The 22,580-nt window shown below is 62.8% G+C and carries 16 protein-coding genes; 5 read left to right on the top strand and 11 right to left on the bottom strand.

Annotation, left to right across the window (positions count from 1 at the left end):
* Positions 1–85 precede the first annotated feature (85 nt).
* From pyk to def, 6 genes are all read right to left on the bottom strand, one after another.
* A complete protein-coding gene (gene pyk / locus IWX85_RS12910) occupies positions 86–1,519 on the bottom strand; it encodes a pyruvate kinase (protein WP_036808080.1) in 1,434 nt (477 codons plus the stop codon).
* Positions 1,520–1,732: 213 nt separating this feature from the next.
* Entirely contained in the window at positions 1,733–2,932 is a 1,200-nt protein-coding gene (locus tag IWX85_RS12905; protein ID WP_196870009.1) for a phosphoglycerate kinase, read from the bottom strand.
* 207 nt (positions 2,933–3,139) lie between these two features.
* Positions 3,140–3,475 (bottom strand): AzlD domain-containing protein, encoded by a 336-nt coding sequence (locus tag IWX85_RS12900; RefSeq protein WP_196870008.1) that lies wholly within the window; start codon positions 3,473–3,475, stop codon positions 3,140–3,142.
* Complete coding sequence (locus IWX85_RS12895) at positions 3,472–4,242, bottom strand: AzlC family ABC transporter permease (protein ID WP_370584277.1); 771 nt, start codon at positions 4,240–4,242, stop codon at positions 3,472–3,474. Before IWX85_RS12895 ends, IWX85_RS12900 begins: the two co-directional genes overlap by 4 nt.
* A gap of 6 nt (positions 4,243–4,248) precedes the next feature.
* Positions 4,249–5,211 (bottom strand): methionyl-tRNA formyltransferase, encoded by a 963-nt coding sequence (gene fmt, locus IWX85_RS12890; RefSeq protein WP_036808071.1) that lies wholly within the window; start codon positions 5,209–5,211, stop codon positions 4,249–4,251.
* Positions 5,212–5,269: 58 nt separating this feature from the next.
* Complete coding sequence (gene def / locus IWX85_RS12885; RefSeq protein WP_036808068.1) at positions 5,270–5,791, bottom strand: peptide deformylase; 522 nt, start codon at positions 5,789–5,791, stop codon at positions 5,270–5,272.
* 197 nt (positions 5,792–5,988) lie between these two features.
* On the opposite strand from def, the gene IWX85_RS12880 reads away from it, so the two are divergent.
* From IWX85_RS12880 to IWX85_RS12870, 3 genes are all read left to right on the top strand, one after another.
* Entirely contained in the window at positions 5,989–7,212 is a 1,224-nt protein-coding gene (locus tag IWX85_RS12880) for a LysM peptidoglycan-binding domain-containing protein (RefSeq protein ID WP_036808065.1), read from the top strand.
* Positions 7,213–7,300: 88 nt separating this feature from the next.
* A complete protein-coding gene (dprA, locus tag IWX85_RS12875) occupies positions 7,301–8,452 on the top strand; it encodes a DNA-processing protein DprA (protein ID WP_196870007.1) in 1,152 nt (383 codons plus the stop codon).
* Between the two features lie 24 nt (positions 8,453–8,476).
* A complete protein-coding gene (locus IWX85_RS12870; protein WP_036808059.1) occupies positions 8,477–9,001 on the top strand; it encodes a DUF494 domain-containing protein in 525 nt (174 codons plus the stop codon).
* Between the two features lie 87 nt (positions 9,002–9,088).
* Here the strand turns inward: IWX85_RS12870 and IWX85_RS12865 are convergent, their stop codons facing one another.
* The 5 genes from IWX85_RS12865 to IWX85_RS12845 form a co-directional block, all read right to left on the bottom strand.
* Positions 9,089–11,320 carry a DUF1631 family protein gene (locus tag IWX85_RS12865; protein WP_231379752.1) on the bottom strand — a complete coding sequence of 744 codons (2,232 nt, stop codon included), beginning with the start codon at positions 11,318–11,320 and terminating at the stop codon, positions 9,089–9,091.
* A gap of 104 nt (positions 11,321–11,424) precedes the next feature.
* Positions 11,425–12,378: a protein translocase subunit SecF gene (gene secF / locus IWX85_RS12860; RefSeq protein WP_036808053.1), complete on the bottom strand. Its 954-nt coding sequence runs from the start codon at positions 12,376–12,378 to the stop codon at positions 11,425–11,427.
* A 41-nt stretch (positions 12,379–12,419) separates the two neighbouring features.
* Positions 12,420–14,297: a protein translocase subunit SecD gene (secD, locus tag IWX85_RS12855; RefSeq protein ID WP_196870005.1), complete on the bottom strand. Its 1,878-nt coding sequence runs from the start codon at positions 14,295–14,297 to the stop codon at positions 12,420–12,422.
* A 91-nt stretch (positions 14,298–14,388) separates the two neighbouring features.
* Entirely contained in the window at positions 14,389–14,733 is a 345-nt protein-coding gene (gene yajC, locus IWX85_RS12850; RefSeq protein ID WP_036808049.1) for a preprotein translocase subunit YajC, read from the bottom strand.
* A gap of 210 nt (positions 14,734–14,943) precedes the next feature.
* The gene (locus tag IWX85_RS12845) at positions 14,944–18,564 is read right to left on the bottom strand and encodes an indolepyruvate ferredoxin oxidoreductase family protein (RefSeq protein WP_196870004.1); all 3,621 of its coding nucleotides are present in this window, start codon (positions 18,562–18,564) and stop codon (positions 14,944–14,946) included.
* A 616-nt stretch (positions 18,565–19,180) separates the two neighbouring features.
* On the opposite strand from IWX85_RS12845, the gene IWX85_RS12840 reads away from it, so the two are divergent.
* Positions 19,181–19,714, top strand: coding sequence for a hypothetical protein (locus tag IWX85_RS12840; protein WP_231379742.1), 534 nt, complete (start codon positions 19,181–19,183; stop codon positions 19,712–19,714).
* 37 nt (positions 19,715–19,751) lie between these two features.
* Positions 19,752–22,454: a YadA-like family protein gene (locus IWX85_RS12835; protein ID WP_196870002.1), complete on the top strand. Its 2,703-nt coding sequence runs from the start codon at positions 19,752–19,754 to the stop codon at positions 22,452–22,454.
* Positions 22,455–22,580 lie beyond the last annotated feature (126 nt).

The following is a 22,580-nucleotide window of genomic DNA, read 5'->3' as shown; positions in this document are numbered from 1 at the left end:
ACGCACGGCCGGGGCGCATGGATTCAAGCCAGGCCGTGCGCGCATTCGTGCAAGGCTGCACAACCGGTCCGACCCAGCCGCCGCTTCAGGCCACCCGGCAGATCTTGAGCATGTTGGTGCCGCCCGGCGCGCCCATCGGCTCGCCGCAGGTGATGGCGTACACATCGCCGCTCTGCACGATGTCCAGGCGCAGCAGGTGGCCTTCAGCCTGTTCGAGCGCGGTATCGCGGTCGGCGCTGCTGTCCATGAGGATGGGCCGCACGTTGCGGTAAAGCGCCATCTTGCGCTGGGTCTCCAGGCGCGGGGTGAGTGCATAGATGGGCACCCGGATGTCATGGCGGCTCATCCACAGCGCGGTCGAGCCGCTGTCGGTCAGCGCCACAATGGCCTTGGCGCCCAGATGGTGGGCGGTGAACAGCGCGCCCATGGCAATCGACTGGTCGATACGCGCAAAGGTCTTGCCGGAAAAATCGGCGCTCAGCTCCTTGTACTCGGCCTTCTCGGCTTCTTCGCAGATCTTTGCCATTTCCTCGACGGTTTCCAGCGGGAAGCGGCCGGCGGCGGTCTCGGCGCTGAGCATCACGGCATCGGTGCCGTCGAGCACCGCATTGGCCACGTCGCTGACCTCGGCGCGCGTGGGCACCGGATTCAGGATCATGCTCTCCATCATCTGCGTCGCGGTGATGACCACCTTGTCGGCGGCCCGGGCCATCTTGATCATGCGTTTTTGCAGTGCCGGCACGGCGGCATTGCCGACTTCCACGGCCAGGTCGCCGCGCGCGACCATGATGCCGTCGCTGACCTTGAGGATTTCTTCGAGCTTCGGAATCGCCTCGGCGCGCTCGATCTTGGCGATCAGGCCGGGCTTGTGTTTGTAAGGCGCGGCGGCCACGTTGCACAATTGGCGCGCCATTTCCATGTCGGTGGCGTTTTTCGGGAAGCTCACGGCCACGTAGTCGGCCTGGAAACTCATCGCCGTCTTGATGTCGTCCATGTCCTTGGCCGTCAGCGCCGGCGCGGTCAGCCCGCCGCCCTGCTTGTTGATGCCCTTGTTGTTCGACAGCTCGCCGCCGAGTTTGACGGTGGTGTGGACTTCCTCGCCGCGCACCGCATTGACGGTCAGCACGATCAGGCCGTCGTTGAGCAGCAGCACGTCGCCCGCCTTGACATCGCGGGGAAGTTCCTTGTAGTCCAGCCCGACGCCCTTGAGGTCGCCCGGCTCGACGCGGGACGCATCCAGGATGAATTTTTCGCCGGGCACGAGCATCACCTTGCCTTCGGCGAACTTGCCGACGCGGATTTTCGGCCCTTGCAGGTCAGCCATGATGGCGACTTCGCGGCCGGTGCGCTGGGCCACTTCGCGCACCAGGGCGGCCAGGTTGATGTGGTCCTGCGCCTTGCCGTGGCTGAAGTTCAGCCGCACCACGTTGACGCCGGCACGTATCATTTTTTCCAGCAGAACCGGATCACTGGAAGCGGGGCCGAGGGTGGCAACAATTTTGGTGGCGCGACGCGTCATGGGGGATGTCTCCTTGTAATTTAGTTCCCGATTCTCACACGAAATCGGTTACCAAACGGGTACCAAAAAAGCCGCGATTCCGGGCTGAGCGCAGGGTGCAGCGCCAGCTCCACGCCCGGCACGCCAGAAATGTGGTCTGAACTCCTGCTTGCAAGCAAAAAATGCCGTTTGCGCATACTGGACGTGCGCAAGCAGCTATCGAAAACAGAGTATTCAGTGCGCCTCTCCGGCCCGCTTCTGCAAAATCTCGAACGCCGGTAGCGTCTTGCCTTCGAGCACTTCAAGGAAAGCGCCGCCGCCGGTCGAGATATAGCCCACGTCTTTTTCAATGCCGTACTTGGCAATGGCCGCGAGCGTGTCGCCGCCACCGGCAATACTGAAGGCGCTGGACTCGGCAATCGCCCGGGCAATGCCCTCGGTGCCCTTGGAAAAGGCCTCGAATTCAAACACGCCGACCGGGCCGTTCCAGACGATGGTGCCGGCGCGCTTGAGCTGCGCGGCCAGCCGGGCGGTGGTGTCGGGGCCGATGTCGAGGATCAGGTCGTCGTCCTCTACGTCGATCGCCTGCTTGACGGTGGCGGGCGCATCAGAGGCAAAGGTCTTGGCGCACACCACGTCGGTCGGAATCGGTACTTCGGCGCCGCGCGCCTTCATCGCCTCGATCACGGCGCGGGCCTCGGCCAGCAAATCGGGTTCGGCCAGGCTCTTGCCGATATTCAGGCCCTGCGCCAGCATGAAGGTGTTGGCAATGCCGCCGCCGACGATCAGCTGGTCGACGTTCTCGGCCAGGCTTTTCAGGATGGTCAGCTTGGTCGAAACCTTGCTGCCGGCGACGATGGCGACCAGCGGCCGCTTCGGATGGGCAAAAGCCGCCGTGATGGCGTCCATCTCGGCCGCCAGCAGCGGACCGGCGCAGGCCACGGGCGCGTATTGCGCGATGCCGTAGGTCGAGGCCTCGGCGCGGTGCGCCGTGCCGAAGGCGTCATGCACGAAGATGTCGCACAACGCCGCCATCTTGCGCGCCAGCGCTTCGTCGTTTTTCTTCTCGCCCTGGTTCAGCCGGCAGTTTTCCAGCATCATCAGCTGGCCGGGCGCTACCGTCACACCATCGACCCAGTTCGACACCACGGGAATCTCGCGCCGCATCAATTCACCCAGCCGCCGGGCGACCGGCGCCAGCGAATCCGCCGGCTTGAATTTGCCTTCCGTGGGGCGGCCCAGGTGCGACGTGACCATGACCGCCGCACCGGCATCCAGCGCCATCTGCAGGCACGGCACCGAGGCGCGGATGCGCGTGTCCTCGGTGATGGCGCCGCTGGCGTCCTGCGGCACGTTCAGGTCAGCGCGGATGAACACACGCTTGCCAGCCACCTGGCCGCTGGCGCACAAATCGGAAAAACGGATGAAATTCATGGCGACTCGCAAAGTACAAAGGTTGATAAAACCGCCGGCAGGCGGCTGGCTGGAAGAATTGTAGGGGGCGGCCCACGCACGGGGTAACCGCAAAGCGCGTGCCCGCCAACCCAGCAAGGGCCGCGGAACCGGCTTCGCCGGGCCGCAGGCGCAGCGGCCCCCTCGGGGGGCAGCGACCCGCGCAGCGGCGGAGCGTGGGGGCCACATTCACCAGCCCAGGCCAAGGTGCAGCGCCAGGTACACCGCCATGCCGCTCACGATGGTGCCCAGCACACCGCGGCGCCAGAAAAACCAGGCCACGCCGGCCGCCGTGCCGAACAGCCGGGCATCCTGCCAGGTGGCGATGAGGTGGCCCTGCGTCATGACGATTTCGGGGACGATCACCGCCGCCAGTGCGGCAATCGGCGCATAGTCCAGGCCGCGTTTGGCCAGGTCCGGCAAGGTCCAGGGCTTGTCTGACAAAAAGAAAAAACAGCGGGTGATCACCGTCACCCCCGCCATGCCGGCGATGGTCGCGACGGTCCAGAGATCGGTCTCGTTCATGGCGTGTTGCCAGGACCGGCGCCGGGCCCGTGCTGCGGGATCTGCGCAGCCGCGCGCGGGCCGGCCCGTTCAAGTGTCAGGCACACGGCAACCGCCGCCGCGATGGCCACCAGGATGTTGAGCTTGAGCGGTAGCGCAAACGCGGCCACCGCCGCAGCGCCCGCCACCAAGGCCGCGATGATGCGCAGGCGGGTGGTGACCAGCGAGAAAGAGATGCCGAGCAGCGCCAGGATGCCGGCGAAGCCCAGCCCCCAGGCGCTCGGGATGAGATTGGCCAGCGCGATGCCAACCAGGCTGCTGCCCATCCAGTTGACCCAGCACAGCCCGCAATTCCCCGCCAGGTAGGCCTGCTGCGCCAGGCGCTGGCCGGGCTCGTCGCCGGGAGCGGGAAAGCGCTGCACAAACAGCACATAGCTCAGGTCGGTCGTCAGGAAGCCGGTCAGCAGGCGCTGAGCCAGCGGCAGGTGCATCAGGTAGGCGCGCAGGTGCGCGCTGAACACCACGAAGCGCAGGTTGACGCAAAAGGCCGTGGCCAAAATCACCCAGGCCGGCGCGCCCGCGACGAGCAGCGGCATCGCGGCCAGTTGCGCGCTGCCGGCATACACCAGCACCGTCATCAGCGTCGCCTCAATGACGATCATGCCCGACTTGACCATGGCCACGCCGGTCATCAGGCCCCAGGCGGCAAAGCCCGGCGCCACCGCGAACATGTCGCGCGCACCCTGGCGGAATTCAGCGTGGCGGTAATAGGCGGCGCGAAGGAACACCGGCGGTCACTTTCCGAACAGCATGCCGGGCGCCAGTGCAAAGCCGCGCAAGAAGTCGGCGCTGCCCAGGCGCTTGCCGCCAGCGCGCTGCAGTTCGGTGAGCACCAGCACGCCATCGCCGCAAACCACCCGGACGCCATCGGCGTTTGCAGACAAAATCTGGCCTTCCCGCATATCCAGCGGTCGCGAACAGCTATCAATTTCAGAGCGCCATAGCTTCAGGGTGTCTGGCCCCAGCTGCGTGCTGGCGCCGGGAAAAGGCGTCATGGCGCGGATGTGCCGGTCAATGCTGGCGGCCGGCTGCGTCCAGTCCACCGCCGCTTCTGCTTTTTCGATCTTGTGGGCATAGCTCACGCCCTCGGCAGGCTGCCGGACCGGATGCAGTTGGCCGCTGCCAGCGAGTTCCAGCGCCTGCACGACCATCTGCCCGCCCAGCGCCGCCAGCCGGTCATGCAGCGTGCCGGTGGTGTCGGTATCTTGAACCCCCAGTTTCTCCACCAGCAGCATGTCGCCAGTGTCCAGTCCCGCATCCATCTGCATGAGGGTGATACCGGTTTCCCGGTCGCCGGCCTGGATCGCACGGTGGATCGGCGCCGCGCCGCGCCAGCGTGGCAGCAATGAGGCGTGAATGTTCAGGCAACCCAGCCGGGGCAGGTCGAGCACCCACTGCGGCAGGATCAGTCCGTAGGCGGCGACCACCATGGCATCGGCCTGCACCGCTTGCATCGCGTCTCGCGCGGCGGCGGCGTCTTCGGGGTATTTGCCGTCCAGCCGCAAACTTCTGGGCTGGGCGACGGGAATACGGTGGATTTCGGCCCACTGCTTGACGGCGGACGCCTGCAGCTTCAGGCCCCGGCCGGCGGGGCGGTCGGGCTGGCTCAGTACCAGAGGGATTTCAAAACCGGCGCCGTGCAACTCGGCAAGCGCCACACGGGCAAAGTCAGGGGTACCGGCAAAAATAACGCGCATGGGGCGTGATTCTAAAGAGTCGCCGGCATGTCGAAGCGACAACCCCCTCCTCGTCAAGTCAGCGCACCGGTTCGCGTTCCTCGTCTTTTTTCTGTTTGACGAGCTTGGTCCGGATGCGGTTGCGCTTGAGCGGCGACAGGTATTCGACAAACACCTTGCCCATCAGGTGGTCCATTTCATGCTGGATGCAGACCGCCAGCATGCCTTCGGCCGCATGCACCTGGCGCTGGCCGTCGAGGTCCAGCGCCTCGACCTTCACTGCCAGCGAGCGTTCCACGCCGTCGTAGATGCCGGGCACCGACAGGCAGCCTTCGTCGCCGATGCGCTTCTCGGCGCTGGCCCAGACGATTTCAGGATTGATCAGCACCAGCGGCTGGTCGCGGGTTTCGCTCACGTCGATGACCAGCAGCCGTTCATGCACATCGACCTGCGTGGCGGCCAGGCCAATGCCCTCGGCGTCGTACATGGTCTGGAACATGGCGTCGGCCAGTTGGCGCACGCGGTCGTCGATGGAGGCCACCGGCTTGGCCACGGTATGCAGGCGCGGATCGGGATAACGAAGAATGGTGAGTTGGGTCATGGCAGGAATGGGGAGAAGTCGCTATTTTCGCCACTTTTCCTAATTTTCAAAGGCTGCAATCCTCTCAGAATCGTCTAATCATTGCTTAATCAAGGGCTTGGGTACAGAATCGCTGGAAATTTGCGCGGATACAAGCATTGCAAAATGAATTTATTTGTAGCGTAAAGTAAACGCGGACCCTCCCTACAAGCTTCAAGATGCACACAAACTTTGGTCGTTTCCGCACTGTTTCAACGGCCGCTGCCGTCCTGCTGTGCCTGTCAGCCGGCGTGCAGGCCCAGAACTTTCCCGTCACATCGGGCCAGCAGGCCACGGCCGCGCAGGTGGCCCGGACCGGCATTCCCCTGGCCGACCTGATGCCCAATGCGCCTGACAGCTACACCGTCAGGTCGGGCGACACCCTGTGGGCCATCTCGGGCCTGTTTCTTAAAAGCCCCTGGCGCTGGCCCGAACTCTGGGGCATGAACCTGCAAGACATCCGCAATCCGCACCGCATCTATCCCGGCCAGCAGTTGTTTCTCGACAAGCGCGATGGTCGGGCGACCTTGCGCACCCGCCGGGCGGGCAGCGATGGCGCGCCGATGGGCACCGTCCGGGTGTCGCCGCGCACCCGCTACGAGTCACTGGCCGATGCCTCGATTCCCACCCTGGCGCCGCAAGCCATCGAGCCCTTTCTGGCTGAGCCCTTGATTGTCGATGCGCTGGGCTTTTCGCAGGCGCCGCGCATCGTCGCTACCCAGGAAGGCCGGGTGCTGCTCAGCCGTGGTGACCGCGCCTACGCATTGGGCGGCTATGCGGGCGGCGATGGTCCGGGGCGGCCGCTGAGCGACGCGAAGGGGGAGCCGCTGGATTACCGGGTGTTTCGCAATGCCACGGCGCTGAAAGACCCAACCACGCAGGAAATCCTGGGTTATGAAGCGCAATACGTCGGCAAGGCCGAACTGGTACGCGGCGAATACAGCGTCCAGAATCCTGACAAGGACGGCACACTGCAGACTGAACGGGTGCCGGCCACCATCGACATCGTGGCCGCCAAGGAGGAAATGCGGGTTGGCGACCGCCTGATTGCCGAGCCCCCCCGCGAGTTGCGCAGCTATGTGCCGCGCGCGCCTTCGTCGCCCATGGCAGGGCAGATTGTCTCGGTCTACGGCAACGCCGTGGCCTGGGCATCGGAAAACCAGATCGTGGTGATCAACCGGGGAAGCCGCGACGGCCTGGAGCGCGGCCATGTGATGGCCATTCTGAAGGACGGCGAGCGCTTGCGGGACAAGACTGACAGCGCCCGGCCGGACATCAAGCTGCCGAACGAGCGCAACGGCCTGCTGATGGTGTTTCGCACCTTCGACCGGCTGTCGTATGCGCTGATCCTGCAGGCCACGGACGGCATCAAGGTCGGCGACCGTTTCACCAACCCCGATTGAACGGCTTGCGACCGGTTCACGGCGTGCCCATGGTTCTGACCGTGCGCTCCAAGGCACCGGCCCGAAAGGCAGGGTGCTGAGAATGGCCATGGATTCAGATGAACTGCGAGCCTGGCTGCGGCTGGCGCTCACACCCGGCGTGGGCAATGCCACGGCGCGCAAGCTGCTGGCGGCTTTCGGCTCGGCGCAGGCCATCTTCGAGCAAAGCAGTGCAACCCTGCAACAAATCGGTTCTGACAAGCTGGCGAATTCCCTGCGCAGCGAGCCGTCCGGCCTGGCGGTCCAGCGGCAAACCACGATGGACTGGCTCCAGGCCGGAGATGACCGGCGCATCGCGGTGCTGGGTGACCCGGCCTATCCGCCGGTCCTGCTCGACATCGAAGATCCTCCTTTGATGCTTTATATGCTGGGAACGCTTGCCATTTCAATACTTTCTGCTACTGAAAAAATAGCAAAAAGCCTGGCCATCGTTGGCAGCCGCAACCCCACGCCGCAAGGTGAAAGCAATGCCCGGCAGTTTGCCAAGGCATTCGGCGGCGCCGGCATCTGCGTGGTGTCGGGACTGGCACTGGGCATTGACGGCGCCGCCCACGATGGCGCGATGCTCGGCGGTGGCGAGACGATTGCGGTGGTCGGCACCGGGCTGGACCGGGTTTATCCCAAGCGGCACCTGGACCTGGCGCACCGCATTGCCCGGCAGGGCATGATCATCAGCGAATTCCCGCTTGGAACGCCACCGCTGACGGCCAACTTCCCCAAACGCAACCGCATCATTTCTGGCCTGAGCCGGGGAACGCTGGTGGTCGAGGCGGCGCTGCAGTCGGGCTCGCTGATCACCGCCCGGCTGGCGGCCGAGCAGGGAAAGGAAGTCTTTGCCATTCCCGGCTCGATCCATTCGCCGCAGTCGCGCGGCTGCCATGCCCTGATCAAGCAGGGCGCCAAGCTGGTGGAAGTGGCGCAGGATGTGCTCGAAGAGTTGCGGCTGGCCCCCGGCGCTTCCGGCGCAGCGCCTGCGGCCCTGCAGGCGCCGCCCGAAGGCGATGAAGCGGACGAAGCCGCTGGCACCCGTGACGATCCCCTGCTGGCGGCGCTGGGATTCGATGCGGTGAGCCTGGATGCGCTGCAGGCCCGTACCGGCCTGGATACCGCCCATCTGCAGGCTGGATTGCTCGAACTAGAACTCGACGGACAGGTCGTACGCCTGCCTGGCGGACTGTTTCAGCGCATGGCGGCGGGTTGAGCTTATCTGCGTTATATTGAATGCATGTTTGAAGTTCTGGTCTACGTCTACGAAAATTACTGGCAAGGCGCTGCCTGTCCGGAAATCGACAGGCTGGGTCGCAAGCTGATCGCCGCAGGCTTCGAAGCCGAGGAAATCCAGGAAGCGCTGGTCTGGCTCGACGGACTGAACATTGCCGCCAAAGGCACGCAGATCAGCTTGCCGGATGCACCGGATGACCCAGCAGGCGAGATATCGGACACCGGTTCTGTTCCTGGGCGCATGCAGGCGCAGGCCAGCAACAGCCTGCGAATCTACTCCGTTGCCGAACAGACGCACTTGGGCGCGCAAAGCCTGGGATTCGTCTGCTTTCTCGAAACCTCGGGCGTATTACCGCCGCACATGCGCGAAATCGTGATGGACCGGGCCATGGCGGCACCTGGCGACCCCGTGTCGCTTGATGACCTGAAGATCATCATCCTCATGGTGTACTGGAGCTTCGGCGAAGAGCCCGACGCGCTGGTCCTCGATGAATTGTGTGACGACAGCGAAGGCCGCCTCGCGCATTGATCGACGGTTTGGTTGCCAGTGCCTCTGCATTGTGGGCCAGTCCCGCAACCAACCTGTTGCATGGATAACCCCGCCGATGGCCGACGTTTATCCGAAAAGCCGCTCGGGATTGGCGTCCAGCTTGGCCAGGGCATTGCGCGTGGCGCGCACCGTCAGCGCTTCCTCTTCCATAGACACCAGCAGCCCGGCCTGCAGATAGGCGGCCAGCCGGCGCATCTGGATCAGAAAACTGCGACCATCTGCCGCGGCGAACAGGTGCAACTGCTTGCGCTCACTGCACCAGGCGAACTGCACATGGCTGATTTTTCCGTTGTGGTCCAGGTTGAACCAGCTGCCCGGCTGCAATTCCCTGGCCCAGGCGCGCATGGCCTCGGTCGGTTGGCTGCCGCCGTCGGCAATCACCTCGATATGGGCCGAATCGATCCCGATCATCGTGACCAGGCTGTCGGCATCCAGCGGAAAGTCGCCGACATCCTGCTCTGAGAGGTAGTCTTCGAGGTTGGTCAGGCGTCTGGCCATGGCATCAATCTTTTCGACCGGAATCGCATCGGTCTTCGACATGAAGGCGTCCGCCATGGTGGCGCTGATGATCTTCAACTGGGCATCCTGCGCCGCCAGGTCCAGCCCCAGCAGGGTCATGCCCTGGCGCAGCAGCTGCAGCAGCCTGGGCAGCGCGGCAATCACACGCGATCGGTCGCTGCGGTTCGGCTTGGCGCTGGCCGACCAGACCAGATCAGCTGCTGCCTGCTTGAACAGCAGGGTCTGCGCATGCTGTGGGCCATTCTTCATCGCGGCAATCGCCAGCACCTCGGCCCAGATCCTGAACAGAAATTCGCGTGTCTCCTCGCGCACCGGCATGTCATCGAGCATGGTGCGCATCTCGATGGTGTACTGGACGGTCATGGTTTCCTTCTGCTCCAGCTGCTGAGCCAGGCTGACCGCCCGCGCCACGCTGCCCTGCTCGGCAAAGAAGCGGGACAAAAACTTGTCAAATTCTTCGTAGACCAGCTGGAAAACGCGGCGTCCAGTTTCCGGGTACTGCTCGATCACCTGCACGACGCGCTTGATTTCGAGCTCAAGGACATCTCCCGCGACGGTCACATCAAAGCCCAGCGCGCACGATCCCATGCGGTCGATCAACTGACGCGCCGGATGCTCCAGCGAGCTGAAAAACTCCGGCTCGGCGACTGCCACCCGAAGGACCGGCATCTGCAGGCGTGCAAACCAGACCCGAATCTGGGGCGCGATCCGGTCTTCGGCCAGAATGCTCTGGAACATCAGGGCGACGATTTCGATCGTCGCTTTTTCGGCGGAACTGGAAGCCGCCTTTTTCAGCTCGCTGGTCCGCTGGCGCAGTTCCTGAAGCGCCTGGTCGACCTGCGTGCGGGCAAAGTCCACATCCGACTGGCAGGAGTGCCGGGAACCGTCCTGGTTCGCTTCTTCAGCCTGCTGCTGAAGGCGGTCCATGGCGTGTGCCAGTTGCGGAGAGGCCTGGTGTGTGCGAGGCTGGTCAAACCCTTCGATGCGACTCATGAGCATTTGCTTGAGATGCCCGAGGACGCCCTGCGCCTTCATCCGCACGCGGGCCAGCGGCGTGGCAACGGCGGCCGGATCAACGCCTTCGGCCGCCGTCATCCTGCCGGGCGCCGGGGCATTTCGACTGTTCAAAATATCGGCAGAACTTGCTTTGCCAAAACTGCCATCACTTTTCGCAACACTGGCGGTCCTGATGGCATTCACGGCAGATGGCGTTCGCCTGACCAGGGGTCGCAGGTCGATTTCAGCCATGACGCCGCGCTCGATCAGAAACGCATTGGTCGCGTGGTAGATCTCCAGCATCCCGGCCGCCATGTTCTTGTGGATGGTGTCCTGTCCCAGCAACCATGCCGACTGCGGCAAGCCCGCCAGCGTCCACTGTTCGATCAAATGCTGTGCGATCACTTCCGGGCGGAACAGGTCCTGCCGGCTTAATTCGGACAGGCCTTCCAGGCTCTGGATACGCAGGCGCAGGTCATTGAGCTCCCAACTCGCAAAATCAAGCAGCCGCAGGGCAAGGCGCGAGGCAAGAATGCGGTGTTCGACAGTCTCATTGCCGACCAGTTCCATGGTTACAAGCTCCAGCAGCGCCGATGCCGTTGTCTTGGCAGACGGGGAGAAGGGCCTGCGCACGGCGCCAAGCACTCCCTGAACCCAGGCGGCGCTGTTGTTTTGGTAAAGCCTAAGAGCGTCGCGCAGATCCTGCATTTCCCGTGCGTTCCCCGGTCGCAGTGCCAACTCGGACAGCGTGTCCCCAACCGTCTTGGCAAGTTCGGGCACCATCTGCACCACACGCTCGGTGAACAGGACGCGAGCCTGTCCGGCAAGAAAACTTTGCGACGTATTGGAAGACGGCACGGCTGGCGATTGAACGTTGTCGAATCAGACTAGACCATCGCGCCCGTATTGGGATCATTCGGGTCTTCGTCTTTTTTCGACGGCCCCTTGATCAGGTCTTCTCGCTTGATTCCCAGCCACATGGCGATCGCTGCAGCCACGAACACCGACGAATAAATACCGAACAAAATACCAATCGTCAGTGCCAGTGCAAAATAAAACAGCGTGGGCCCGCCAAAGAGCAGCATGGACAGCACCATGATCTGGGTCGAGCCGTGGGTGATGATGGTCCGGCTGATCGTGGAGGTGATGGCGTTGTTGATGATCGCCTCCGTGTTCATCTTGCGGTAGCGGCGGAAATTCTCGCGAATCCGGTCAAAGATCACGACCGATTCGTTCACCGAGTAACCCAGCACTGCCAGCACGGCGGCCAGCACGGCCAGCGAGAACTCCCATTGAAAAAAAGCAAAAAATCCAAGAATTATGACCACGTCATGCAGGTTGGCGATGATGGCTGCGACCGCATACTTCCACTCGAACCGGAACGCCAGGTAGACCATGATGCCTAACACCACCATGGCCAGCGCCTTGAGACCATCCTGGGCCAGCTCTTCGCCGACCTGGGGGCCGACAAATTCAGTGCGGCGCAGCGTCACGTCAGGGCTGGCGGCCTTGAGTGCAGTGATCACGGTGTCACTCTGTTGCGCCGTGCTGACGCCTTTTTGCGCCGGCAAACGGATCATCACGTCACGCGAAGTGCCGAAACTCTGCACCTGGACATCGTTCAGGCCCAGCTTGGCCACCGTGTCGCGAATCTTGCCGACATCGGCAGCCTGGGTGTAGTTCACCTCCATCAGGGTGCCGCCGGTGAACTCGACCGACAGGTGCAGCCCGCGCGAGAACAGGAAAAACACTGCCAGCGCAAAAGTGGCGAAACTGAAGACGTTGAAGATCAGCGCAAACCGCATGAACGGAATGTCACGCCGTATTTTAAAAAATTCCATCTGGGGTCCTTGGAAAGCAGCAGCTCAGGAAAAAGAGGGGGTCATGACTTGGCAAGCGCACCGTCTGACGCCGGGCGCCAGATCGTACCGATCGACACCGCCTTGAGCTTTTTTTGCCGGCCGTACCAGAGGTTGACCAGGCCGCGCGAGAAAAATACCGCAGAGAACATGCTGGTCAGGATGCCGATGCAATGCACCACGGCAAAGCCGCGCACCGGACCGGAGCCAAAGGCCAGCAAGGCAAGCCCGGCAATCAGGGTCGAGATGTTCGAGTCCAGAATCGTCGCCCAGGCCCGTTCGTAGCCTGAATGGATGGCGGCCTGCGGCGAGGCACCACCGCGCAGTTCTTCCCGGATGCGTTCATTGATCAGCACGTTCGAGTCAATCGCCATGCCCAGCGCCAGCGCCATGGCTGCCATGCCCGGCAGCGTCAGGGTGGCCTGCAGCATGGACAGCACCGCCACCAGCAGCAGCAGGTTGACCGCCAGCGCAATGCCCGAGAACAGGCCGAACAGCATGTAGTAAGTCGCCATGAATGCCACGATCACCGCAAAGCCCCATGACACGCTGTGAAAGCCTTTGGTGATGTTTTCGGCGCCCAGCGTGGGGCCGATCGTGCGCTCCTCGATGATGTCCATCGGCGCGGCCAGCGAGCCGGCGCGCAACAGCAGTGCCAGGTCACTGGCTTCTGCAACGCTCATGGATCCGGAAATTTGGAAACGGTTGCCCAGTTCACCCTGGATGACCGGGGCGGTCAGGACCTCGCCCTTGCCTTTTTCAAACAGCAAAATCGCCATGCGTTTCTTGAGGTTCTCACGGCTGGTGTCGCGCATGATGCGACCGCCCTTGGCATCGACCGTCAAGTCGACCTTGGGTTGCTGGTTCTGTGAATCAAAGCCGGGCTGGGCATCGGTCAGGTTTTCGCCGGTGAGGATGACCTGCTTCTTGACGATCACCGCCTGGCCGTTGCGCTCGAAGAAACGCTCGGCGCCGAAGGGCACCGGGCCGTTGTTGTTCTCGGCGGCCCGGGCCTCTGCGCTGTCTTCGACCAGGCGCATTTCCAGCGTGGCGGTACGGCCCAGAATGTCCTTGGCCTTGGCCGTGTCCTGGACACCGGGCAACTGCACCACAATGCGGTCGATGCCCTGCTGCTGGATCACCGGCTCGGCCACGCCCAGTTCGTTGATCCGGTTGTGCAGCGTCACCATGTTCTGCTTGAGCGCCTGGTCCTGGATGCGGCGCGCGGCCTCTGGCTTGATGGTCGCGGTCAGCTTGTAGTCGGTGCCGTCGTGTGCTTCAGCCATCTGAAGATCGGGGATCTGGTCCTGGATCAGGTTTTTGGCCGCCTGCAGGGCGGCGCCGTCACGAAAGCGGATCTCGATCGCCTGGCCATTGCGGGCAATGCCGCCGTGCCGGATGTTCTTTTCACGCAGCGACAGGCGAATGTCGCCGGCCAGCGATTCGGCGCGCTTGGTCAGTGCTGCCTGCATGTCCACCTGCAGCATGAAATGCACCCCGCCGCGCAAGTCCAGCCCGAGGTACATCGGGTTGGCATTGAGCGAGGTCAACCAGGCCGGCGAGCGGGACAGCAGGTTGAGTGCCACCACATAGACCGGATTCGCAGGATCGGGCGCGAGCGCCTTTTGGATTGCATCCTTGGCCTTGAGCTGGGTGTCGGTGTCGTTGAAACGGGCCTTGATTGAGCCAGCTTCCATCGTGATGGCGTTGGCTGTGATGCTTGCATCCTTGAGCGCCTGCTCTACTCTGGCCAAGGTGACCGTGTCCACCTTGGCGGTGGACTTGCTGCTGGAAACCTGCACCGCAGGCGCTTCACCGAAGAAATTGGGCAGCGTGTAGAGTGCTGCAATCAGCAGCATCACCGCCATGATGGCGTACTTCCAGGCCGGATAACGATTCATGAGAGGACTGTTCCTGGTGAACGGAAAACAAAAGGCACACTGGACGGCCCAGTGTTGCTGGCTGTACCGTCTTTTCTACTGCAGTATTGCCTTATTTGGCGCTGTTGATGGCGCCCTTGGGCAACACCTGGACAATGGCGCTGCGTTGCAGCTGCACTTCGACGCCGGAGGCGATTTCCAGCGTCAGGTAGCCTTCGCCCAAGCGCGTGACCCGGCCCAGCAGGCCGCCAGCTGTTGCGACTTCGTCCCCCTTGGTCAGTGCCTCGATCATGGTACGGTGCTCTTTCTGCTTCCTCATCTGCGGACGGATCATCACGAAATACAGCACCACGAACATCAGCACCAATGGCAGCATGCCGGTCAGGGTGGACATCATGTCACTGCCGCCGGCTGCGGCAGCAGGGGCAGTCTGGGCAAAAGCTGAAGAAATAAACAAGGCTGACTCCACATTTTTAAAGAAACACTGGCAAGCGCCCAGGCCAGAAAGGCCGGAGCATGGCCGGTGGATTGTATGCGTCGTGGCGCAGGCGCTAAATTCAACTTCCGCGTGTGCGGCTATTTAGGCCAGCCCCTGTGAAGGACTGATGCCTGAAACACGCTGCCTCAAAAAGGCAGCAAGTCCAAGGCAGCAGCCAGCCGCGCCGGTTCAGGCCGCCACAACCTCCCGAACCCGCTGCGGCTGGCAAAACGCCTGCATCAATGCCGTCCATTGCGGCCGGGCAGCAGCCAGATGACGTGCCTTGACATGGCCGTAGCCCTTGATCAGCTCAGGAATCCGGGCGATTTCTACTGCCGTGGCATGGTTTTCAAGCGTCAGGCCAGCCAGCACTTCTTCAATGCTCGCCCGGTACTCGGCAATCAGCGCGCGCTCTTCCTTGCGTTCTTCGCTGTGGCCAAACACGTCGAACGGCGTTCCGCGCAGCCCCTTGAGCTTGGCCAGCAACCTGAAGCCGGTCAGCATCCAGGGGCCGAACGCCTGCTTTTGCAACTCGCCCTTGTCGTTCTTCTTCGCCAGCAGCGGCGGCGCCAGGTGGTAGTTGAGCTTGAAGTCGCCTTCGAACATGGCGTTGACCTTGTTCAGGAAGCCGGCATCCGTGTGCAGCCGCGCCACTTCATACTCGTCCTTGTAGGCCATGAGTTTGAAAAGGTAACGAGTCACTGCCTCGGTCAGCGTGGTTTTGCCCAGCGGCGCCTCCACCGCGCGCACTTTTTCCACGAAGGCCTGATAGGTCTGTGCGTAGGCAGCATTCTGATAAGCCGTCAGAAAAGCCACCCGCTTGGTCAGCATTTCGGTCTGCGATGGCTTTTTGACGAATTCAATCACCTGTGCCGTCTTGAACAACGCCTGGACCGACGCCAGGTCATGCGCGCAGCGACGACCCCATTCAAACGCCGCCTTGTTGTTGTCCACCTGCACCGCGTTGAGTTCGATGGCCCGCATGAGCGCCGCATGCGACAGCGGTACCCGGCCTTTTTGCCAGGCAAAGCCCAAAATCAGCGGGTTGGTGTAGATCGAATCGCCAATCAACTGCACCGCGACCTGTTCGGCATCAAAGCTTGCCATGCCTTCTGTGCCCACGGCCGCCTGCACCGCGCTTTCGCAGTTGCCGCCTGGAAATTGCCAGCCAGGATTGGTGACAAACGCCGCCGTCGGCGCGCCGTGCGAGTTCATGGCGACAAACGTGCGGCCCGGCTGCATGGTGGCCAGCGTGTACGGGCTGGCGGTCACGATCGGGTCGCAGCCGATCACCAGGTCAGCCTTCGCGGTATCGACCTTGGTGGTGTAGATAGACTCCGGCCGATTCGCAATCTGGATGTGGCTCCAGGTGGCGCCGCCTTTTTGCGCCAGGCCGCCCGCGTCCTGCGTCACCACGCCCTTGCCTTCAAGATGCGCGGCCATGCCCAGCAACTGGCCGATGGTGATGACGCCGGTACCGCCGACGCCGCCGACGACAATGCCCCAGGCATTTTCGGCCACCGGCAGCACCGGCTCGGGAATCGGCGGCAGGCTGCTCAGGTCGCCCTTCTTCTCTTTCTTCGGCTTCTTGAGCTGGCCACCTTCAACGGTCACGAAGCTCGGGCAAAAGCCCTTGACGCAGGAGTAGTCCTTGTTGCATGTGTTCTGGTTGATGCGGCGCTTGCGGCCGAATTCGGTTTCCAGCGGCTCGACCGACAGGCAGTTGGACTGCACCGAGCAGTCGCCGCAGCCTTCGCACACCAGCTCGTTGATGACGACGCGCTTGGCCGGGTCCACCAGCGTGCCGCGCTTGCGACGGCGGCGCTTTTCCGTCGCGCAGGTCTGGTCGTAAATGATGGCCGTGCAGCCCTTGAGCTCGCGGAACTCGCGCTGGAGCTTGTCGAGTTCGTCGCGGTGAAACACCTCGACGCCAGTCGGCAAGTCGTTGAGCAGCTCGGTGTGGCTGGCGCGCGCGGCACTGGCGTCCTGGGTGTGGGTGCGGCCGTGGTATTTCTCGGGCTCATCGGTGACCACGATCAGCTTGACCACGCCCTCAGCCCGCAGGCTGTGCGCGATTTGCGCCACCGAATGGCCTTCCGGCCGCTCGCCGACCTGCTGGCCGCCGGTCATGGCCACTGCGTCGTTGTACAAAATCTTGTAGGTGATGTTGACCCCGGCGGCAATGCTCTGGCGAATCGCCAGCAGCCCGCTGTGAAAGTAGGTGCCGTCGCCCAGGTTGGCAAACACATGCGCATCGGTCGTGAACGGCGCCTGGCCAACCCAGCTCACGCCCTCGCCGCCCATCTGCGTGAAGGTCGAGGTGCTGCGGTCCATCCACGTCGCCATGTAATGGCAGCCAATGCCGGCCACGGCGCGCGAGCCTTCGGGCACGCGGGTGCTGGTGTTGTGCGGGCAGCCGCTGCAAAACCACGGCGCGCGTTCGCCGGTGTCCAGCTTGGTCTCGACCAGCGCTCGTTCGCGGGCGTCAATCACCGCCAGTCGCGACTGCATGCGCGCCACGATGTCGGCGGACACGCCCAGCTTCTTCAGGCGCTTGGCAATCGCCTTGGCAATGATGGCCGGCGTCAGGTCGGCCTTGGCGCGCAGCAGCCAGTTGTCGCTCGGGTTGGCGCGGCCCCATTCGCCGCCTGACTGGTCGCCTTCGGGTTCGTCGAACTTGCCGAGCACGTTGGGCCGAACGTCGGCGCGCCAGTTGTAGAGTTCTTCCTTGATCTGGTATTCGATGACCTGGCGTTTTTCCTCGACTACCAAAATTTCCTGCAGCCCCTGCGCAAAGTCGCGGGTGATGGTGGCTTCCAGCGGCCACACCACGTTGACCTTGTGCAGCCGGATGCCGAGCTGATGGCAGGTGTCTTCGTCCAGTCCCAGGTCGTTCAGCGCCTGGCGCGTGTCGTTGAAGGCCTTGCCGCTGGCAATCAGGCCAAAGCGGTCGTTCGGCCCGGAAATGACGTTGTAGTTGAGCTTGTTGGCGCGCACATAGCTAAGGGCGGCATACCATTTGTAGTCCATCAGCCGCGCTTCCTGCTCCAGCGGCGCGTCAGGCCAGCGAATGTGCAGGCCGCCCGGCGGCATCTGGAAGTCCTCGGGAATGATGATCTTGACCCGGTCCGGGTCCACCGACACCGAACTCGACGACTCGACCACTTCCTGAATCGTCTTCATGCCTGACCAGACGCCCGAAAAGCGGCTCATGGCAAACGCATGCAGCCCCATGTCAAGGATTTCCTGCACGCTCGACGGAAAGAACACCGGCAGGCCGCAGGCCTTGAAGATGTGGTCACTCTGGTGCGGTGCGGTCGAGCTTTTGGAAATATGGTCGTCACCGGCAATCGCGATGACGCCGCCATGTTTCGCCGTGCCGGCCATGTTGGCATGCTTGAACACGTCCGAACAGCGGTCCACACCCGGCCCCTTGCCGTACCAGATGCCGAACACGCCGTCGAATTTTTTGCTTTGCGGGTACAGGTCAAGCTGCTGCGTGCCCCAGACGGCGGTGGCACCGAGTTCCTCGTTCACGCCAGGCTGGAAAACAATGTTTTGTGCCGCCAGATGCTTTTTGGCCGCCCACAACGCCTGGTCATAGCCGCCCAGCGGCGAGCCCCGGTAGCCGCTGATGAAGCCGGCAGTATTCAAACCGTCGATGGCATCACGCGTGCGCTGCAGCATCGGCAAGCGCACCAGCGCTTGCACCCCGCTCATGAAGGCGCGTCCGTGGTCGATGGAATATTTGTCGTCCAGCGTGACGGTTTCCAGCGCTTTGCGGATGTGCTCGGGCAGCGGTGCATTCATGGTGTTTGTCTCCGGATGGTTGTCTTGACCCGCCTTGTGGGCAGTTGGGTTTGCCAGCGTCCGGCCCGGTCGGGCCGGCGCTTTGACTTCAGGCAAAAGTGTATGTCCGGCCTTCTGATATGTCTTTGCTTTTTTTGCCTGATTCTGGCCGGCTGAAGAAAGATTCTTGCTGTGACACCCTAAAAATTGAAACATTCAAGAATGTTTGTCCTCGCCATGCTGAATGCTTTGCACCGCGCAGCAGCCGACCCACAAGAAAACGGTCGCGCTGGAGGAGGCGCTGCGCAAGAGGTTCGAAGTGGGCTGCGGCCGCAACCCAGCAGCAGCAGCAGCGGGATCAGTGATGGACTAACGCCGTGGTGTCGGGTGCGGCTCGCGCTTTTCTGGCATTCAGGCAAGGCACCGCATTGGCCATTCAGGCGGTGAAAAGTTTGCCATGTCTGCATCTGGCAGACCGTCGTGAAAAATACACAGAAGCGCCTGGGTCGACCTTTTGAAAATCACACATCATGTTTAATTTGATAAAAATAAGTAATTTTTTAATTTGAAATGTAATAATTGTATTTACAACCTCAATACGTTAAAAATGTTCGCCCCAAATTCACAGCTCGATGACTTGAAGCGCCACTGTCTCGCCATGGCAGCGCTGGCAGCTGCGCTGCTGCTGCATGCGCCCCTGCGTGCCCAGGAAGCCGCCAAGCCGGTGCCCACCCAGGCCAGCCGGGGCGCCAACAACGTGACCCAGGCCGCCGTGGCGCAGGGTGTGCTCAATTGCGCCGCGCGCATCAACCAGGTCAGCAGCTTCGTCGGCTACACCGCCCAGGCAGGGGCTTTGCTGATGATCCCGCCCGCCCAGCCCGACCAGCGCCTGATTCCACTGGCGCTGGAAGTTCCCTCGGAAAACGGCTCCGCTTACGTATCAGCCGCCTTTGCGCCGAACCAAGCCAACGGCTGCGGCGCTGCTTACGACGCCGTGGTGTATTGGCCGCAAAGGTGTGAAGCCGTGGCGAACCGACAGTTTGCCGGCCTGAAGCGGGTTGGCTTATTAAAAACGAGCATCACCGTGCTCGACGGTGGCGAATCCACCAAGGTTTTCTTGATGCCAGCTGGCAGCGGCTGCGTGTCGATCAAGAAAGAAGTCGTTCTGTAATCCCGTCCATCAACCTCAATTCCCTGGTGAATCATTCATGAAACAAACAATAAACAAGACCGCCCTGGCGATCGCCATCGGCTCGATTTTTGTCTCTTCCGCCGCATTTTCAGCAGATGCGATCGATGTCAGTTCCGCTACTGCTACCAGCCTGAATACGACGGGGACTACTGGTACCACGATAGGGAACAGTGGCGCCAATGTCAATATTAGTGCCACCACCACCACTGTAAGCGGTGCCCTGCAAGTGAATGGCGCCATCACCGGCGCATCGCTGACTGACGGTACAGCAACGCTCAGTGCTGGCAATCTGTCCGGCGTGTCTATGCTGACCGCGACCACGGTCAACGCAGCGGACGTGAATGCAACGACTGGCAACTTCGCAACGGTCAACGCAGCGAACGTAAGCGCCACCAACGCAGCAGTCTCTGGCGCCCTGGGCAGCACCACCGCCGCCATCACCGGCGCATCGGCAAATATTATCAACAATGCCACCGTGGGCGGCACACTGGGCGTGACTGGCTTGGCCACCACCACCGGCATCGCCAACACCGGCGCCTTGATGCAAACCGGCGTGACGGCCTTGAATGGCGCGACCACCGTGGGCGGCACACTGGGCGTGACTGGCTTGGCCACCACCACCGGCATCACCAACACCGGCGCCTTGATGCAAACCGGCGTGACGGCCTTGAATGGCGCGACCACCGTGGGCGGCACACTGGGCGTGACTGGCTTGGCCACCACCACCGGCATCACCAACACCGGCGCTTTGACGCAAACCGGTGTGTCGACCCTGACCGGCGCGACCACCGTGGGCGGCACACTGGGCGTGACTGGCTTGGCCACCACCACCGGCATCACCAACACCGGCGCTTTGACGCAAACCGGCGTGACGGCCTTGAATGGCGCGACCACCGTGGACGGCACACTGGGCGTGACTGGCTTGGCCACCACCACCGGCATCACCAACGCGGGCACCATCGCCAACACCGGCGCCTTGACGCAAACCGGCGTGACGGCCTTGAATGGCGCGACCACCGTGGGCGGCACACTGGGCGTGACTGGCTTGGCCACCACCACCGGCATCACCAACGCGGGCACCATCGCCAACACCGGCGCCTTCACGCAAACCGGTGTGTCGACCCTGACCGGCGCGACCACCGTGGACGGCACACTGGGCGTGACTGGCTTGGCCACCACCACCGGCATCACCAACACCGGCGCTTTGACGCAAACCGGTGTGTCGACCCTGACCGGCGCGACCACCGTGGACGGCACACTGGGCGTGACTGGCTTGGCCACCACCACCGGCATCGCCAACACCGGCGCCTTGACGCAAACCGGCGTGACGGCCTTGAATGGCGCGACCACCGTGGGCGGCACACTGGGCGTGACTGGCTTGGCCACCACCACCGGCATCACCAACGCGGGCACCATCGCCAACACCGGCGCCTTCACGCAAACCGGTGTGTCGACCCTGACCGGCGCGACCACCGTGGGCGGCACACTGGGCGTGACTGGCTTGGCCACCACCACCGGCATCGCCAACACCGGCGCCTTGACGCAAACCGGCGTGACGGCCTTGAATGGCGCGACCACCGTGGGCGGCACACTGGGCGTGACTGGCTTGGCCACCACCACCGGCATCACAAACGCGGGCACCATCGCCAACACCGGAGCCTTCACGCAAACCGGTGTTTCGACCCTGACCGGCGCGACCAGCATCAACACTGCCGGCACCGCATCCACCGTTATTGGCAACGCGTTCAACACCACGAGCATCAACAGCGCCACCAACAACATTGGCGTCAACGCGTTTGCCACGACCAACAACATGGGCACCAACAGCGCGGCGGCCAGCACCAATGTGATCGGCAATTCCAATTTCGGAACGACGGTTACCTCTCGCGCTGGTGCAAGCTACGTCACACTGAACAACACCCAGGCCACCCTAGGGACGAGCACGGGCGGCGGCTACACGGCTTACGCCACCAGCCAGTCCACCGGCACCGGCACCATTGGCGGCGTTGTGGACAACAAGTCGTACACCAACAAGCTCAGCGGCAACACCTACGTGGACGGCAACGTCTATGTCAACGGTACGCTGGACTATGTGTCGAGCAACTCGGCCAACACCTCGGTGATCGGCGCCACTTCGGCAACCAGCAACCTGGCGGGTGCCACGACCGCCACCACGGGCGGCACGGCCATTGTGATGAAGGGCGCCACCGGCACCCAGACGGTGGTGGATGCCAACGGCAAGCTGACCAATGTCACCGGCACTGCAGCACAATCGACCGCTGCAATCACCCTAACCAACGGCATTGGCAACACACACGGCCTGGTGGTCACGGAAACGCAGGCCAGTTTGTCGGGCGGTGCGAATTCCAGCACGCTGACCCTGAACGACAACGGCGCCAATTTCAGCAATTCGGCCACTGGCGCGCCGGTACAGTTGCATGGCGTGAACGACGGCTCCTCAAACTTTGACGCGGTCAACGTGCGCCAGTTTTCCAGTGCCATTGCATCGGTGACGGCCATGGCCAACATTCCCCAGGTGGACCAGGACAAGACCTATGCCATGGGCGTGGGCGTCGGCAACTTCATGGGCAAGACCGCACTGGCCTTGGGTGCCACCTACCGCTTCACCCGCAACGGTGTTGTGAAGGGCAGCATCTCGTCAGCCATGAACAGCAGCAAGAGCACCACTGTGGGTGTGGGCGCTGCCTGGTCTTACTAAGCAAGACTGAAGTGCTGCCAGGGGTTGGGCCGGTCCAGCGCCAAGACCTCCTGGTTTGATTTCTCGCCGTTCTGCAAAGACACGGCCTGCACTACCACTACGCCGCGTTCACCCCACAGGTGAACG

It is taken from the genome of Polaromonas sp. CG_9.11 (genome assembly GCF_015752225.1).
Classification (GTDB): domain Bacteria; phylum Pseudomonadota; class Gammaproteobacteria; order Burkholderiales; family Burkholderiaceae_C; genus Polaromonas.
Note: the sequence above shows the minus strand (reverse complement) of the source record. Positions and strands in the feature narration are given on the sequence as shown.